Genomic DNA, 16,035 nt, shown 5'->3' with positions numbered 1-16,035 from the left:
CACCGCCAGTGAATCCACTATAAACCGGGCTGCCACGTCCCGTCGATTCCGCCGGCCGGGCTGCCGACGGCGCCTGCTAGAATACCGGCCTCGTTTCTCCCGCCACGGAGCCTCCGGATGGACGCCGTACTCGCCGATCTGCTGCAACTGCTGAAGCTCGAGCGCATCGAGGAGAACATCTTCCGCGGCGACAGCCGTGATATCGGCAGTGCGCAGGTATTCGGCGGCCAGGTCCTCGGTCAGGCTCTGTCCGCGGCCCATCACACCGTGGAAGGCCGGGTGGCCCATTCCCTGCACGCCTACTTCCTGCGCCGCGGCGACGTGGAGGCACCGATCGTCTACGACGTCGATCGCGCCCGGGACGGACGGAGCTTCTCCGTGCGCCGGGTGGTGGCCATCCAGCACGGGCGGCCCATCTTCAACCTGTCTGCGTCGTTCCAGGTACCGGAGGAGGGCCTGGAGCACCAGGCGGAGATGCCGCAGGTGACGCCGCCGGAGGAGTTGCGCGACTCCCACGAGCTCGCCTCCGAGATCGTCCACGTGCTGCCCGAGAAGATGCGCCGGTTCTTCACCCAGAAGCGGCCGTTCGAATTCCGCCCCGTGGATCCGCCGGACTTCCTGAAGCCGGAGAGGCGGCCGCCGGTCAAGCATGTCTGGGTGCGCGCCGCGGACCGCCTGCCGGACGACCCCGACCTGCACCGCAATCTGCTTGCCTATTTCTCCGACTACGAGTTGCTGGGCACCTCGACGCTGCCCCACGGGCTGCGCTTCGGCACGGGCAACGTGCAGATGGCGAGCCTCGATCACGCGCTGTGGTTCCACCGCCAGGCGCGGGTGGACGAGTGGCTGCTCTACAGCTTCGACAGTCCCAACGCGTCGGCCGGACGGGGCTACTCCCGCGGCCAGATCTTCAGCCGCGACGGCGTGCTGGTGGCCTCAACGGCCCAGGAGGGCCTGGTTCGGGTCTGGCGCGAGCCGCTGGAGCGCAAGCGCAGAAGCGCCGCCGCCCAGGACTAACCATGGTGTGCGCTTTCCCCTGCGCCTGTCCGGGCGTCCGCGCGATACCGGGTCCATGCGCCACTATCTGAGCTGGTTCTTCTCGGCCCGCATGCCGTTCGTGGCCCGCGCGCTGTACGGCCGCGAACTGCGTGCCTGGACGCTCTTCTCCCTGGGCCTCGGCGCGGTCGAGGGCGGCGTGGTGGGCGTTATCGCCAAGAATGCCTTCGCCGGCGCCGTCGGCGACGTGGCCCTGAACCAGAGCGTCGCGCTGGTGGCCGGTGCGCCGGCGTTCGCCAACATACTGTCGTTCCTGTGGGCCGGCATGGCCAGCGGCCGGGACAAGGTGCGGGTCCTTACCGCGCTGAAGCTCGCCGCCGGATTGAGCCTCCTCGCCATCGCGCTGGCGCCCATCAACGGCTGGGGTCTGGCCCTGTTCGTCGCCGGCGTGATCGGCGCCCGGCTGTTCTGGTCCGGCATCGTGACGGTGCGCTCGGCGATCTGGCGCGCGAATTATCCGCGCCATGTCCGCGGCAACTTCACGGCGCGGGTGACCGTGCTGGCGGCGCTGGGCATGGCCACGACCGGCGTCGTCACCGGCCTGCTGCTGGACCGCGACCCGCTCGCCTTCCGCTACGTCTATCCCGCGGCCGCGCTGGCGATGTTCGGCGGCATGGCGCTGTATGCCCGGGTGCGCGTGCGCGGTCACCGGCGCCTGGTGGCCGCCGAGCGGGCGGAGCAGGCGGGCCCCGGCCGGCGCCGGCGCCGGGATCTGTTCGGCATCCTGCGCACGGACCACGACTACCGGCGCTATCTCACCTGCATGTTCGTGTTCGGCAGCGGCAACCTGATGGTGGTGGCCCTGCTGGTGGTGATACTGAACGAGCAGCTCGGCCTGTCGCGGCTGCAGCAGATGCTGATCACCTCGTCCATCCCCTTCGCAGTGATTCCGCTCTCCATCCCGCTGTGGGCCCGCTTCTTCGATCGGGTGCACATCGTGCGCTACCGCGCCATCCAGAGCTGGTCCTTCGTGGCCGCCATGGCCGCATTCCTCATCGGCGTGTTCACGGCGCGCATCGAGGTGCTGTGGCTCGGCGCGGCGCTGCTCGGCACGGGCTATGCCGGCGGACGCCTGGGCTGGAACCTGGGCCACAACGACTTCGCCTCGGATGCCCGCGCGACGGAATACATGGGCCTGCACGTGACCCTGACCGGGGTGCGCGGTCTGCTGGCTCCGATCGCCGGCGTCGGCGCCTATCAGATACTGCAGGGCGTGGAGGAAGGGCTGGGCATCTACGCGCTGTTCCTGCCGCTCGCACTCACGACCGGCGGCGCATTCGGTTTCGTGTGGCTGCGCTCGCAGCTGCCGGATGCCTGATCGCCTGCGGCCGGGCCCTGCCGACCCGGCTGCGCCACCTCTGCCTCAGTCGAGATCGCGCCGGTAGCGCCGCGCGTTCTCCACGTAGTGCTTCGCCGAGTGCCGGATCATCGCGATCTCCTCGTCGCTCAGCTCGCGCACGACCTTGGCCGGCGCGCCGAGGACCAGCACGCCGTCGGGGAACTCCTTGCCCTCGGTGACCAGGCTGTTGGCTCCCACCACCGTGTTCGAGCCGATGCGCGCGCCGTTCAGGATGATGCTGCCGATGCCGATCAGGCTGTCGGCGCCGACGGTACAGCCGTGCAGCATGACCTTGTGGCCGATCGTGACCCGGTCGCCGACCGTGAGCGGATAGCCCATATCCGTGTGCATCACCGTCCCGTCCTGGACGTTGGAGCCCTCGCCGATCTCGATCCACTCGTTATCGCCGCGCAGCACGGACTGGAACCAGACGCTGGCCCCGGCCTTCAGCCGCACGCGGCCGATCAGCCGGGCATCGGGCGCCACCCAGGCGTCCTCGTGGAGGTCCGGACTCGCATCGCCGAGATCGTGAATCATGGTCCTCTCCTCAGCCTTTCGCCTGGTTCGCCACGGCGGCGGCCGCCTTCGCCACCGCGTCCGGGTCGCCCAGGAACTCCCGGCCGCGCGGTTTCAGGTCGTCGTCCAGCTCGTAGGCGAGCGGGATGCCGGTGGGGATGTTGAAGCCGGTGATATCGTCGTCGGACATCCCGTCCAGCATCTTCACCAGTGCGCGCAGGCTGTTGCCGTGGGCGGCGATCAGTACGTGCCGGCCGGCCAGCAGGTCCGGCGCGATCACGTCGTCCCAGTAGGGCACCACCCGCTCCAGCGTGGTCTTCAGGGACTCGGTGGCGGGCAGGTCGGCGATGCCGGCATAGCGGCGGTCGAAGCGGGGATGACGGTCGTCGTCTTCCTCCAGCGGGGGCGGCGGGGTGTCGTAGCTACGTCGCCAGACGTGCACCTGCTCCTCGCCGTATTTCTCCGCCGTCTCCGCCTTGTTCAGGCCCTGCAGCGCGCCGTAATGGCGCTCGTTCAGCCGCCAGCTGCGGTGCACGGGTATCCACATGAGATCCATCTCGTCCTGGATCAGCCACAGCGTGCGTATCGCGCGCTTCAGCACGGAGGTGTAGGCCACGTCGAAGCGGTAGCCGGCCTCGGCCAGCGTGCGGCCGGCCTCCTTCGCCTCCTCGATGCCTTTCTCCGTGAGATCCACGTCGGTCCAGCCGGTGAACAGGTTCTTCAGATTCCACTCGCTCTGGCCGTGGCGGCAGAGGATCAGTTGTCCTGGCATCTCGCTAGTTACCTCTCTCGGTCCGTTGCCGGTGTCGGCAGTTAGGCCTTACACCGTGTGCACGATGTAGTTGCCCCGCGCGTCGTCGAAGTCGATCCGGATGAGCTTCTCCTTCTGCGCCGATTCCAGCAGCTCGGAGAAGTTCTTGAAGCCGTAGTAGTTCTCGTTGAAGCCCGGGTGCACGCGGCGCATGGTCTGCTTGACCAGTGAGCCCCACAGCGGGTCGTAATCGGCCTCCAGCGAGTCGACGATCTCCACCAGCATCTCCAGCGCCTCCTGGCGCTTGCCGTTGGTGCCGCTCCTCTGCTCGGTCTTCTTCTTCTTCGCGCCCTGGGTCTGCTTGCGCCCGGCCACGCGGGCCAGATCGTCGTAGTAGATGAACTCGTCGCAGTTGCCGATGAGCAGATCCGAGGTGGAGCTCTTGATGCCGCAGCCGATCACGCGCTTGTCGTTCTCCTTCAGTTTCGAGACCAGCGGCGAGAAGTCGCTGTCGCCCGATACCAGGGCGAAGGCGTCGATGTGGCTCTTCGCGTAACAGAGATCGATGGCGTCCACCACCATGCGGATGTCGGCGCTGTTCTTGCCGCTGAACTTGGTCTGCGGGATGTCGATCAGCTCGATGCCCTGCTCGTGGAAGTCGCGCACGTACTTCTGGTAGCGGCTCCAGTCGGAGTAGGCGCGCTTGTACACCAGCCGGCCCTTCTCGAGCAGGCGCTTCAGCACCAGCTTGATGTCGAAGGTGCCCTGGGGCGTCTCCTTGGCGCCCAGCGCCAGGTTCTCGAAGTCGATGAATACCGCGATGAGTTGTTCGTCTGCCATTATCTGTCAGCCATTGTTGTTCGGGGTTGTGTCCGGGATGGTCGTCGGCGTCCCGCGGTCCTGTCAGCGGCCCGTGAGTTTAGTCAGCTCGTCGGTGGCGACCGAGAGCGTAGCAAAATCGGTACGGGCGCTCTTCTGCATCTCGTCGAGCATGTGGCGCGCCACGCGCACCCGTTCGCCGGCGCCGTCCAGCCAGCTGAGCACGGCCTCGCCGGTGCCGAGCTCCGGCCCGGTCTCCTCCAGCAGCCGCTCCGTGAGGGTGCGCTGGACGTTGCGGATATTGTCACGCAGACGGCTGCGCGCCAGGGCCTGCCAGTGGCCGCGCGCCTGCAGCTCGTCGATCCTCTCTCGTACCCAGTCCAGGCGCAGTCCGCGGCCCAGCTCGAAATACAGCCGCGCGACCCGCCTGAGGTCCCGGTCGCCGGCGATGTCGACGATGTCCAGCGCCGAGGTGACCGCCGTCAGCGCGGCGATGCGCTGGGCGAGTCGGCCGGGCAGGCCCATGGACTCGAACTCGTTGCTCATGCGCGCAAGACGCTGGCGCGCGCTGTCGTGCAGCAGCGAACCGAGTTTCTGGAACACGAAGCTGACCCCGGGCTTGAGTGCCTGCACGGCGGCCTCGATGCTCTCGTAGGGCTGCTCGCGGCGCAGCAGCCAGTAGCACGCGTGGCGCAGTTTGCGGCTGACCTCGAACATGACCAGGTACTGGGTCTCGGCCGGTATGACATTGTCCAGCGCCTCGATGTCTGCCCAGATGTCGCGGGCGCCGCAGACCTCACGCGCCACCGCGTAGCCGCGGGCCACGCTCACCGCGTCGGCGCCGGTCTCGTCCGCCGCCCGCCAGGCGAAGGCGGGACCCATCCGGTTGACCATGCTGTTGGTGATCAGCGTGGCCAGGATCTGGCCGCCGAGGCGGTGCTCGCGGATCAGGTCGCCGTAGCGGCGGGGCAGCGGCGCCGGGAAGTACTGCTCGAGTTCTTTCGCCAGATAGCCGTCGGTGGGGATATGGGCGGCCTGCATGCGGGCGTAGAGCTCGATCTTCGAATAGCTGAGCAGCACCGCCAGTTCGGGCCGGGTGAGCCCCAGGTCGCGCTGGCGCCGTTCTTCCAGGGTCTCGTCGTCCGGCAGGTACTCGAGCTCCCGGTCCAGCAGGCCGGTCTTCTCCAGCGCCTGGATGAGATAGAGATGCTCGCTGAGGCGGTCGGCCCCGGTGGCCTGCATCATGCTGATGGCCTGGGTCTGCAGATAGTTGTTGCGCAGAACGAGTGCGCCCACGTCCTCGGTCATGTCCGCCAGCAGCCGGTTGCGCCGCCCCGTGGTCATGCGCCGCGTCTCGGCCACCTGGCCGAGCAGCACCTTGATGTTCACTTCCCGGTCGGAGCTGTCCACGCCGCCCGAGTTGTCGATGAAGTCCGTGTTGATGCGTCCGCCGGCCAGCGCGAACTCGATGCGCGCCCGCTGCGTGAGACCCAGGTTGCCGCCTTCGCCGACCACCCGGCAGCCGAGTTCGCTGGCGTTGACGCGCACGGCGTCGTTGCTGCGGTCGCCCACCTCGGTATGGGACTCGCTGCCGGCCTTGACGTAGGTGCCGATGCCGCCGTTCCAGAGCAGGTCGCAGTCCATGCGCAGGATGGCGCGTATCAGCTGGGGCGGGCTCAGGCTCTCCTCCGTGACGCCCAGCATGGCGCGCACCTCGGCGCTCAGCGGGATGCTCTTGGCCGAGCGGGGCCAGATGCCGCCGCCGGCGGAGATCAGCCGCTTGTCGTAGTCCTCCCAGCTCGAGCGGGACAGGGCGAACAGGCGCTCGCGCTCGGCAAAGCTCGCCGCGGCGTCCGGGTCCGGGTCCAGGAAGATGTGCTGGTGGTTGAACGCCGCCAGCAGGCGGATGGTCTCCGACAGCAGCATGCCGTTGCCGAACACGTCGCCGCTCATGTCGCCGATGCCGACCACCGTGAATTCCTGGCTCTGGGTCTCGATGCCCATCTCGCGGAAATGGCGGCGCACGGCCTCCCAGGCGCCTCGCGCGGTGATGCCCATCTTCTTGTGGTCGTAGCCGGCCGAGCCGCCCGAGGCGAACGCGTCGTGCAGCCAGAAGCCGTAATCCGCCGAGATGCCGTTGGCGATGTCGGAGAATGCGGCCGTGCCCTTGTCGGCGGCCACCACCAGGTAGGGGTCGTCGCGGTCGAGGCGCACCACGCGATCCGGCGGCACCACTTCGCCCTCGACGATGTTGTCGGTGATGTCCAGCAGCGAGCTGATGAAGATGCGGTAACAGGCGATCACCTCGGCCTGCACCGCGTCCCGGTCGCCCTTGTCACCCCCGGGCAGGCGCTTGGGCAGGAAACCGCCCTTGGCGCCGGTGGGGACGATTACCGTGTTCTTGACCGTCTGTGCCTTCATCAGGCCGAGCACCTCGGTGCGGAAGTCCTCGCGGCGGTCCGACCAGCGGATGCCGCCGCGCGCCACCGGGCCGGCGCGCAGATGGGTGCCTTCCACCCGCGGCGAATATACGAAGATCTCGTAGCGGGGGCGCGGCAGCGGTGCCTCTTCCAGCGCGGAAGGGTCGAACTTGATGGCGATGGCCGGCGGCTCCCGGCCGGCTTCGTCGACGCGGAAGAAATTCGTGCGCAGCGCCGCCTCCAGGACACCCGTGTAGGCGCGCAGTATCCGGTCCTCGTCCAGGGTCGCCGCCTCGGCGACCCGTCGGCCGATCTCGCGGCGGCAGTCCTCGAGCCCGGCGCGGGCGGTCTCGGCGTCGCCATCCGGGTCGAACTGCAGCCTGAAACGGCGTACCAGAAGCGCGGCCATCTGCGGATGGCGTGCCAGCACCGACTCCATGTAGGGCTGCGAGAACGGCAAGCCCAGCTGCAGCAGGTACTTGGAGAACGCGCGCAGTATCGAGGTCTCCCGCGCGCTCAGACCGGCCTCCAGTACCAGCCGGTTCAGCCCGTCGTTTTCACACTCGCCGGCGAGTACCCGCGAGAAGGCATCCTCGAAGCGGCGCTCGGCCTCCGCCGGGTCGATGGCGGCGCCGCGCGGATGCTCCAGCTCGAAGTCCTGGATCCACCAGGCGCTGCCGTCGTCCGGTTCCAGGTGGTACGGCCGCTCGCTCACGACCCGCACGCCCAGGTTCTCGAGGATGGGCAGGGCATCGGAGAGCGGCAGAGGCTCGCCGGGACGGAAGATCTTGAAATGCAGCCGCTCGGTGACACCCGGCGGCCGGTACAGCTCGGTGTCCTCGCCGGCGCCGGTCTCGCCGCCCGTCAGCCGGTCCAGCGTCGCCACGTCAGCGCAGGCTGCTGCCGGCAGCACGTCCTCCTCGTAGGCCAGCGGGAAGATGTGGCCGTAGCGGCGGGCGAGTGCGATACCGCGGGCCTCGCCCAGGTGCTCCACCAGCGCGTCGGCGAGACGGTCCTGCCACGTCACCACGGCCGCGCCGATGTCCTTCTCGATCTGGCGGATGGAGATCCTCGGCTTGCGGCCCTGCTCGATGTGCACGATGAGATGCAGCCGGGCCAGCACCGACTCCGACAACTCCACCGACGACTCGATGCTGAGCCCGTCGAACGCCTGCATCAGGATGCTCTCGATGCGCTGGCGCACCCGGGTGTTGTACTTCTCCCGGGGCACGTAGACGAGACAGGAGAAGAAGCGGCGGAACGCATCCCGGCGCAGGAACAGCTTCACCCGCTGGCGCTCCTGCAGGTTCAGGATGCCGGAGGTCGTGCGCAACAGATCCCGTACCGAGGCCTGGAACAGCTCGTCCCGGGGGTAGGTGTCCAGCACGTGCATGAGCGCCTTGCCGCGGTGGCCGCTGGGGTCCAGTTCCGCCCGTTCGATCACTCGCCGGACCTTCAGGCGCAAGAGCGGGATGGCGCGCGGGCTCTCGTTGTAGGCCACCGAGGTGAGCAGCCCGAGGAAGCGCTTCTCGCCCACCGGCTGGCCCGCCTCGTCGAAGACCTTCACGCCGATATAGTCGAGATGGCTGGGACGGTGCACCGTGGAGCGGGCATTCGCCTTGGTCAGGATCAGAAGCTCCCGCCCGCGGGCCTCGCGCCGCATTTCCGGCGTCATCGTGACCCAGCGCTCCGCCGAGCGGCGTTTCGACAGGATGCCGAGGCCCGTGTCTGCCACCGGCCGGAGCTGGGCATCGCCGTTACTGCGCACGACCTCGTATTCCTGGTAGCCGAGGAAGGTGAAGTGATCGTCCGCCATCCACTCGAGCAGATGGCGGCTCTCCTCCACCAGCGTCTCGTCCACGCGACCGGCCGGACCCTCCAGCGCGGCGGCGGCCTCGAGCATCTTCTCGCGCATGCGGCGCCAGTCGCGCACGGCCGCACGCACGTCGCGCAGCGTCTCCTCCAGCGCGCGCTTCAGGGCCGCCATGCGCCGGTCGCTCGTCTCCCGGTCGATCTCCAGGCGCACGAAAGACTCCACATGGCCTTCCCTGGCGGAGCGGGGATGGATGGCGGTCAGGGCCCCCTGTGCATCGCGCTCCAGGCGCAACAGCGGATGGACGGTCAGATGCACGTTGGCGCCCGTGCGTGCCACCGCCATCCCCAGCGAGTCCACCAGGAACGGCATGTTGTCGTTCACCATCTCCACGATGGTGTGGCTGGAGTCCCAGCCATCGCGCCCGGGGTCGGGGTTGTAGATTCGCAGCCGGTGGCGGCCGCGCCGCCGGGTCATGCCGAGTTCCAGGTGGGCGAGGGCCGCGCCGGCCAGGTTATCCGGTGTGGCTGCGCGCAGGTCCTCGACGTCGACGTCGGCGTAGTAGTGGCGGATGAAGGTGCCGAGGCGCGCGCGATTCCTGAACGGTCCGGAGCCGCGTACGGCGCCGACGATCTCTTCCAGGATCCGGTCTTTCTGGTCCGAGTTCCGGCGCAGCGCTTTGGGGCTCACTATGATCGCAGTTCCTGACGCCGCCGGCCGCGATCCCGGCGGGGGTGTGACCGTCTTCCAACGGGGCGCCAGTATACACGAGGACACTGCCCCGCCGTGGTCGCCCGCTTGCTGGTATCCTGCCGCGCATCCAGTCATGACAGGCCGCCGGCCGCGGTGCCGGTCGGCGAGGAGGAGACCGTCCCCCATGGCGTCCGACCATTACGACAACGCGTTCCATACCGACCTCGATCCTCGCGAGGACTATGCCGGTTATCTCCGTCTCGACCGGCTGCTGTCCGCGCAGCGCCCGCTGAGTGATCCGCCCCATCACGACGAGATGCTGTTCGTCATCCAGCATCAGGTGGCGGAGCTCTGGTTCAAGCTGACCGTACACGAGCTCGAGGCGGCAATGGCCGCCATCCGCGATGACCAGATCGCCCGCGCGGCGAAGATTCTGGCGCGGGTGAAGCAGGTGCAGCACCAGCTCTACAGTCAGTGGGACGTGCTGGATACGCTCACGCCCAGCGAGTACGCCGAGTTCCGCCACGTGTTCGGGCAGGCCTCCGGCTTCCAGTCACCCCAGTACCGGCTGGTGGAGTTCATGCTCGGCAACAAGGACCCGGCGAAGATCGCCGTATTCGCCCGCCACGAGGAGTGGCACCGGCGGCTGCGAGCGGCGCTGGAGGCGCCCGCCATCTTCGACGAGTTCCTGCGTCACCTGGCGCGCATCGGCCTGCCGGTGCCGCGGGAGGCCATCGAGCGGGATTTCACGGCGCCGCGGCAGACCGACGACCGGGTGGTGGCCGCGCTGGGCGAGATCTATGCGGAGCCCGAGCGCCACTGGCAGGCCTACGAACTGGCCGAGGCGCTCATGGACGTGTCCAACAACTTCCAGTTCTGGCGCTTCCACCACCTGAAGACGGTGGAGCGCATCATCGGCCACAAGCGCGGCAGCGGCGGCACGGCGGGCGTCACCTGGCTGAAGCGGGCGCTCGACTACGACTTCTTCCCGGAACTGATCCGGGTGCGCACGGAGCTCGCCGACGGCAGCTGACTCAGTAGTGGGGTGCGCCGAGCAGCCGCGCCCGCGCGAGCAGCCGCTCGAGCAGTACGTCCAGCGAGTGCACCTCGTCGTCGCTGAGTCCGTGCAGGAGTTCGCGCTCGAACTTCAGCGCCAGCGGCGCTACCTCGGCATACACTTCCTCGCCGGCCGGCGACAGGTGCAGGATGGAACGACGCCGGTCCTGATCGGCGAAGCGCCGGTTAATGCGCCCGCTCTTGATCAGCTTGCCCACCGCGCGGCTGACGGCGACCTTGTCCATCAGCGTGCGCTCGGCCACTTCCGAGGCCGACAGGCCCGGGTGACGGCTCAGCACGGCCATGATGCGCCACTCGGGTATCGACAGGCCGAAGCGCTTTGAATAGGCGCCCGCAATGGTGGCACTCACCGTGTTGGACAGTATGGACAGCCGGTAGGGGAGGAAGTCCTCGAGTATCAGTTCCTGTTGCTTCTCGGCCATGGTCTCCGTCCAGCATTTCGGCATCTCGCCGCAGACCGGGTGAGGTTAGCCTCCGCGAAGGGCGGTGACCAGCCCGGAGATGCCGCAATAGCGCGGCGGGCATCAGGCGAGGTGGGGCGCGGCGAGATACTCCCGCGACTGCATCTCGATAAGCCGGCTCACGGTGCGCTCGAATTCGAAGGCGAGGCGCCGGCCCCGGTACAGCTCGTCGGGCGCCGCCGCCGCCGACAGGATCAGATTGACCCGGCGCTCGTAGAACTCGTCCACCAGGGCGATGAAGCGCCGGGCGGGGTTCTCGCTCGAGCGGTCGAACACGGGCACGCCCGCCAGTATCACCGTGTGATAGCGTCGGGCGATCTCGATGTAGTCGTCCTGGCTGCGCGGGCCGTCGCACAACTCGGCGAACTCGAACCAGGCGACGCCCTCGGCCAGCCGGACGGTGCGCACCGGCCGGCCCTGGATGGTGAGGGTGCGGCCGCCTTCCTCGCGCCCCGAGGCGATGCGCCGGAAGTAGCCCGCCAGGTTACGGTCTGCGGCCTCGTCGAGTGGCGCGTGGTAGATCTCCGCCTCCTCCAGCACGCGTAGCCGGTAATCGGTCTCGGCATCCAGGTGGAACACCCGGCAGTGACGCTCGATGGCTTCGATCGCCGGCAGGAACTGCTGGCGCTGCAGGCCGTCGCGATAGAGTTCCGACGGCGGCAGGTTCGAGGTGGCCACCAGCGTGACGCCGCGGCGGAACAGCGCGCGGAGCAGCCGGCCGAGGATCATGGCATCGGCGATGTCGGAGACGAAGAACTCGTCGAAACACAGCACCCGGGTGTCCGCGGCCATGTCAGCGGCGACCCGGTCGAGCGGGTCCTCCAGGCGCCCGTGGCGCTTCAGCGCCTCGTGCACCCGCCGCATCATGCGGTGGAAGTGGATGCGCAGCTTGTCCTCGAACGGCAGCTCCTCGAAGAACAGGTCCATGAGCAGGGTCTTGCCGCGGCCGACGCCGCCCCAGAGATACAGGCCGCGCACCGGCTCGAGCGCGAAGCGCCCGGGGAAACGACGCGCCAGGCCGCGGCGCAGCGCCGCCGCCGCCCCGGCATCCCGGGTCAGTTCGTCGTGCAGCCGCTGCAGCTCCGTGACGGCCGCCTCCTGGGCCGGGTCCCGGGTCAGGTCCTCCCGGCGCACGCAGTCCAGGTAGCGGTGACGGATGGTCATGGCGCAACGGAGCGTACACCGTCCGCGCCTCTGCCTCCACAAGGCCTCGACAGGCGCCGCCCGGGCACGGGATGTTAGAATTGTCGGGATACTTCGCAAGCGCACGAATCGCATGCAGGAGGGGCTCCAGCCCCGAGCTATGTAGGAGGGCCTTCAGCCCCGATCCAGCAACCAACAGAGGGGATGACACGTGGAACGCGAATCCATGGAATTCGACGTCGTTATCGTAGGCGCCGGGCCGGCCGGTCTGGCCGCGGCCTGCCGGCTGAAGCAGCTGGCGCAGGACAAGGGCCGCGAGCTCTCCGTCGTCGTCGTGGAGAAAGGCTCGGAGATCGGCGCGCATATCCTCTCCGGCAACGTCTTCGAACCCAGGGCCCTGGACGAGCTGTTCCCCGACTGGAAGGAGCGGGGCGCGCCGGTGAAGACCGGCGTCAGCCGTGACGACATCTACTACATGACCTCGGAGAAGGGTGCCATGAAGGTGCCCGGGCCGTTCGTCCCCGGCCCCATGCACAACGAGGGCAACTACATCATCAGTCTCGGCAAGCTCTGCGTGTGGCTGGCCGAGCAGGCGGAGGCGCTGGAAGTCGACGTATTCCCCGGCTTCGCGGCCGCCGAGGTGCTGTACGAGGACGGCAAGGTCGCGGGCGTGATCACCGGCGACATGGGTGTGGACCGGGAAGGCGGGCAGAAGGACTCGTTCACCCCGGGCTACGAACTGCGGGCCCGCTACACCATCTTCGCCGAGGGCGTGCGCGGCAATCTCGGCAAAGAGCTGATGGACAAATACGATCTGCGCGCGAACTCCGATCCCCAGCACTACGGCATCGGCCTGAAGGAGGTGTGGGAGATCGACCCGGCGAAGCACGAGGAAGGTCTGGTGGTGCATTCTCTCGGCTGGCCCCTGCGCAACGACACCGAGGGCGGCGGCTTCCTTTATCACGCCGAGAATAACCAGGTATATCTCGGCTTCATCATCGCGCTGAACTACTCGAATCCCCATCTCGATCCCTTCGCCGAGTTCCAGCGCTGGAAGACCCATCCGAAGATCCGCCAGTACCTGGACGGCGCCGAGCGCATCTCGTACGGGGCGCGGGCGGTCAACAAGGGCGGCCTGCAGGCGCTGCCGAAGACCTGCTTCCCCGGCGGGCTCCTGGTGGGCTGCGACGCGGGCTACCTGAACGGCGTGAAGATCAAGGGTGCGCATACGGCGATGAAGACCGGCATGCTGGCCGCCGAGTCCGTGTTCGAGGCCTTCGAGGCCGGCGACGAGGGCGGCAGCGATCTGGTCGCCCACGAGGAGCGGGTGAAGAATTCCTGGGTGCACGAGGAGCTGTACAAGGCGCGCAATTTCGAACCCTCGCAGCACAAGTTCGGCACCTTCTTCGGCGCGGCGTTCACGTTCCTGGACCAGAACATCATGCGCGGGCGCATGCCGTTCACAATGCACAACCGGGTGCCGGACCACGAGGAGCTGAAGCCCGCCGCCGAGTGCGAGAAGATCGACTACCCGAAGCCGGACGGGGTGATCACCTTCGACCGGTTGTCGTCAGTCTATCTGTCCGGTACCAACCACGAGGAAGACCAGCCGGTCCACCTGCAGCTGAAGGACCCGTCGCTGCCCATCGAGTTCAACCTCCCCACCTACGATTGCCCGTCCCAGCGCTATTGCCCGGCCGGCGTGTACGAGGTGGTGGAAGAGGAGGGCAGCAAGGTCTTCCGCATCAACGCGCAGAACTGCGTCCACTGCAAGACCTGCGACATCAAGGACCCGAAGCAGAACATCCGCTGGGTCACGCCGGAGGGCGGCGGCGGCCCGAACTACAGCGGCATGTGAGACAGGCCGGCGCCCCTCGCGCCGGCGACTCCCGGGCTAATTCGGCGGCAGGCGGACGCTGCCGTCGGGACGGATGGTTTCACCGTTCCGCATCGGGTTCGATGTCGACAAGGACCGCCTCGGCTTCCACGAAATCGCCCTCCGCCACGCGTACGCGCTCGACCCGGCCGGCCGTGCCCGCGCGCAGCGTGAACTCCATCTTCATGCCCTCGAGCACCAGCACCTTGTCGCCTTCCGACACCCGGTCGTCCTCGGCCACCGCCACCTCGACGACGCGCCCGGGCATGGGTGCTGCCGGATGCGCGTCGGTCTCGGGCATGGCCGATTCCGTGGCCCACGGGTCGGCGATGTCGAACTCCCGGGTCTCGTCGTCCACCGTAACCTGGACCCGGCGGGCGGTGCAGGCGATCTCCACCGCGCGGGATGCGCCGTCGATCTCCGCCACCAGCCCGCGGCAACCGGTGTCGATCAGCCGCACCCGGTGCCATTCCCGGTCATCGGCGCTCGCCTGCTGCGCATCCCGGATGGCCATGGAGAAGGTCTGCGGACCACCGTGGGCCGTGATGCGCCGCTCGCCCGCGGCCGTGTCGAAGGCGATGGTCGTCCCGGCGGCGGGGCGGCCGCGCCAGGCGTCCGCGGCGGCCCAGGGCGAGGCGTCCTCGCCGCTGCTGCGCTGCAGCCGGCGCATGACGGCCGCCGCCGCGGTGAGCAGGACCCCGTCCGGCACCGGCGTCGGCCGGGTCAGGTCGTCGAGTTCCCGGTCCACATAGCCGGTGTCGCTGCGGCCCTCCGCGAACGCCGGCGTGCGCGCCAGGCGGCGCAGGAAGGCGAGGTTGTTACGCGGGCCGAACAGGACGCAGCCGGCCAGCGCGGACTGCAGGTGTCTGAGGGCGGCGTCGCGGTCCGGCCCGCTGGCGACGAGCTTCGCGACCAGGGGGTCGTAGTAGCGCTCGACGGCGTCGCCGGCCTCGTAACCGGTGTCCATGCGCACCAGGGGATCGCGCCGGGGCCAGTCGAATACCTCGATCCCGCCGGTGGACGGCAGGAAATCCCGCGCCGGGTCCTCGGCGTAGATGCGTGCCTCGATGGCGTGGCCGCGACTCGCGATCTCGCCCTGGGCGGCCGGTAGCGGCTCGCCGCTCGCCACCCGGAGCTGCCATTCCACCAGGTCCAGCCCGGTGGTCAGCTCCGTCACCGGATGCTCCACCTGCAGGCGGGTGTTCATCTCCAGGAAGTGGAACTGGCCGCGTCCGTCCAGCATGAACTCGACCGTGCCGGCGTTCACGTAGGCCACCGCCCGACCGGCGGCGAGCGCGGCGCCGTGCAGCGCGTCGCGCTGATTGCGTGTGAGCCCCGGGGCGGGCGACTCCTCCAGGATCTTCTGCTGGCGGCGCTGCATGGAGCACTCGCGCTCGTACAGGTGCACCAGGTTGCCGTGGCTGTCGCCGAAGATCTGCACCTCGACGTGGCGCGGGTGCTCGATGAACTTCTCCACGATGATCTCGTCGTCGCCGAAGGCGGCCAGCGCCTCCCGCTTCGCTGCGGTCCACGCTTCCTCCAGCTGGGCGGGATCGCGCACCACCCGCATGCCCTTGCCGCCGCCGCCGGCCGAGGGCTTCAGCAGCACCGGCAGGCCGAGGCCCTGGGCGCTGCGCCGCAGTTCGTCGACGCTGCCGATGCCCGAGACACCCGGGATCACCGGCACGCCGGCCGAATCCATGATGTCCTTGGCCGCGCGCTTGGAGCCCATGCTGCGGATGGTGTCCGTCTCCGGGCCGATGAAGACCAGGCCCGCCTGCCGGCAGGCGGCAGCGAAATCCGCGTTCTCGGCCAGGAAGCCGTAGCCGGGATGGACGGCCTCGGCGCCGGCGTCCAGCGCCGCGCGGACGATACGCTCGCCGTCCAGGTAGGATCCGGCGGCCGGCGCCGGGCCGATCGGCAGGCAGGCGTCCGCCATGCGCACGTGGCGGGCGCGCCCGTCGGCTTCGGAGTACACCGCCACCGTGGCGATGCCGAGCCGGCGGCAGGTCCGGATGATGCGGCAGGCGATCTCGCCGCGGTTGGCGATCAGGATGCGCTGGAACATGGC

General features: G+C 68.7%; 11 protein-coding genes. 4 read left to right on the top strand and 7 right to left on the bottom strand.

All coding sequences use genetic code 11. The annotated features are described in order from the left end of the window. The first annotated feature begins 117 nt into the window (after positions 1 to 117). Positions 118 to 1,017 (top strand): acyl-CoA thioesterase II, encoded by a 900-nt coding sequence (gene tesB, locus ACJMKX_RS09830; RefSeq protein WP_405224290.1) that lies wholly within the window; start codon positions 118 to 120, stop codon positions 1,015 to 1,017. A gap of 55 nt (positions 1,018 to 1,072) precedes the next feature. Continuing rightward, positions 1,073 to 2,374, top strand: a complete 1,302-nt coding sequence (locus ACJMKX_RS09825; protein WP_405224287.1) for an MFS transporter — start codon at positions 1,073 to 1,075, stop codon at positions 2,372 to 2,374. Positions 2,375 to 2,419: 45 nt separating this feature from the next. On the opposite strand, the gene ACJMKX_RS09820 is transcribed toward ACJMKX_RS09825, so the two are convergent. The 4 genes from ACJMKX_RS09820 to ACJMKX_RS09805 form a co-directional block, all read right to left on the bottom strand. Continuing rightward, positions 2,420 to 2,932, bottom strand: coding sequence for a gamma carbonic anhydrase family protein (locus ACJMKX_RS09820; RefSeq protein WP_405224284.1), 513 nt, complete (start codon positions 2,930 to 2,932; stop codon positions 2,420 to 2,422). 10 nt (positions 2,933 to 2,942) lie between these two features. After that, positions 2,943 to 3,683 (bottom strand): 2,3-diphosphoglycerate-dependent phosphoglycerate mutase, encoded by a 741-nt coding sequence (gene gpmA, locus ACJMKX_RS09815; RefSeq protein WP_405224281.1) that lies wholly within the window; start codon positions 3,681 to 3,683, stop codon positions 2,943 to 2,945. 48 nt (positions 3,684 to 3,731) lie between these two features. Continuing rightward, positions 3,732 to 4,502, bottom strand: a complete 771-nt coding sequence (locus ACJMKX_RS09810) for an NYN domain-containing protein (RefSeq protein ID WP_405224278.1) — start codon at positions 4,500 to 4,502, stop codon at positions 3,732 to 3,734. Positions 4,503 to 4,565: 63 nt separating this feature from the next. Next, positions 4,566 to 9,404 (bottom strand): NAD-glutamate dehydrogenase, encoded by a 4,839-nt coding sequence (locus ACJMKX_RS09805; protein ID WP_405224275.1) that lies wholly within the window; start codon positions 9,402 to 9,404, stop codon positions 4,566 to 4,568. A 187-nt stretch (positions 9,405 to 9,591) separates the two neighbouring features. On the opposite strand from ACJMKX_RS09805, the gene ACJMKX_RS09800 reads away from it, so the two are divergent. Next, on the top strand, positions 9,592 to 10,440 hold the full coding sequence (locus ACJMKX_RS09800; protein ID WP_405224272.1) for a tryptophan 2,3-dioxygenase: 849 nt from the start codon (positions 9,592 to 9,594) through the stop codon (positions 10,438 to 10,440). 1 nt (position 10,441) lies between these two features. Here the strand turns inward: ACJMKX_RS09800 and ACJMKX_RS09795 are convergent, their stop codons facing one another. Together ACJMKX_RS09795 and zapE are read right to left on the bottom strand one after the other, a co-directional pair. After that, complete coding sequence (locus ACJMKX_RS09795) at positions 10,442 to 10,906, bottom strand: MarR family winged helix-turn-helix transcriptional regulator (protein ID WP_405224270.1); 465 nt, start codon at positions 10,904 to 10,906, stop codon at positions 10,442 to 10,444. Between the two features lie 102 nt (positions 10,907 to 11,008). Next, positions 11,009 to 12,109 (bottom strand): cell division protein ZapE, encoded by a 1,101-nt coding sequence (zapE, locus tag ACJMKX_RS09790; protein WP_405224268.1) that lies wholly within the window; start codon positions 12,107 to 12,109, stop codon positions 11,009 to 11,011. A 190-nt stretch (positions 12,110 to 12,299) separates the two neighbouring features. Here zapE and ACJMKX_RS09785 point away from each other — a divergent pair, with 190 nt between their 5' ends. Then, positions 12,300 to 13,946 carry an electron transfer flavoprotein-ubiquinone oxidoreductase gene (locus tag ACJMKX_RS09785; protein ID WP_405224265.1) on the top strand — a complete coding sequence of 549 codons (1,647 nt, stop codon included), beginning with the start codon at positions 12,300 to 12,302 and terminating at the stop codon, positions 13,944 to 13,946. Between the two features lie 79 nt (positions 13,947 to 14,025). Here ACJMKX_RS09785 and ACJMKX_RS09780 read toward each other — a convergent pair whose 3' ends face one another. After that, a complete protein-coding gene (locus ACJMKX_RS09780; protein ID WP_405224262.1) occupies positions 14,026 to 16,032 on the bottom strand; it encodes an acetyl/propionyl/methylcrotonyl-CoA carboxylase subunit alpha in 2,007 nt (668 codons plus the stop codon). Between the last annotated feature and the right edge of the window lie 3 nt (positions 16,033 to 16,035).

Source organism: Lentisalinibacter sediminis (assembly GCF_040706615.1).
Lineage (GTDB): Bacteria > Pseudomonadota > Gammaproteobacteria > Steroidobacterales > Woeseiaceae > Lentisalinibacter > Lentisalinibacter sediminis.
The sequence above is the reverse complement of the archived record's forward strand: the minus strand, read 5'-3'. Positions and strand labels throughout refer to the sequence as shown.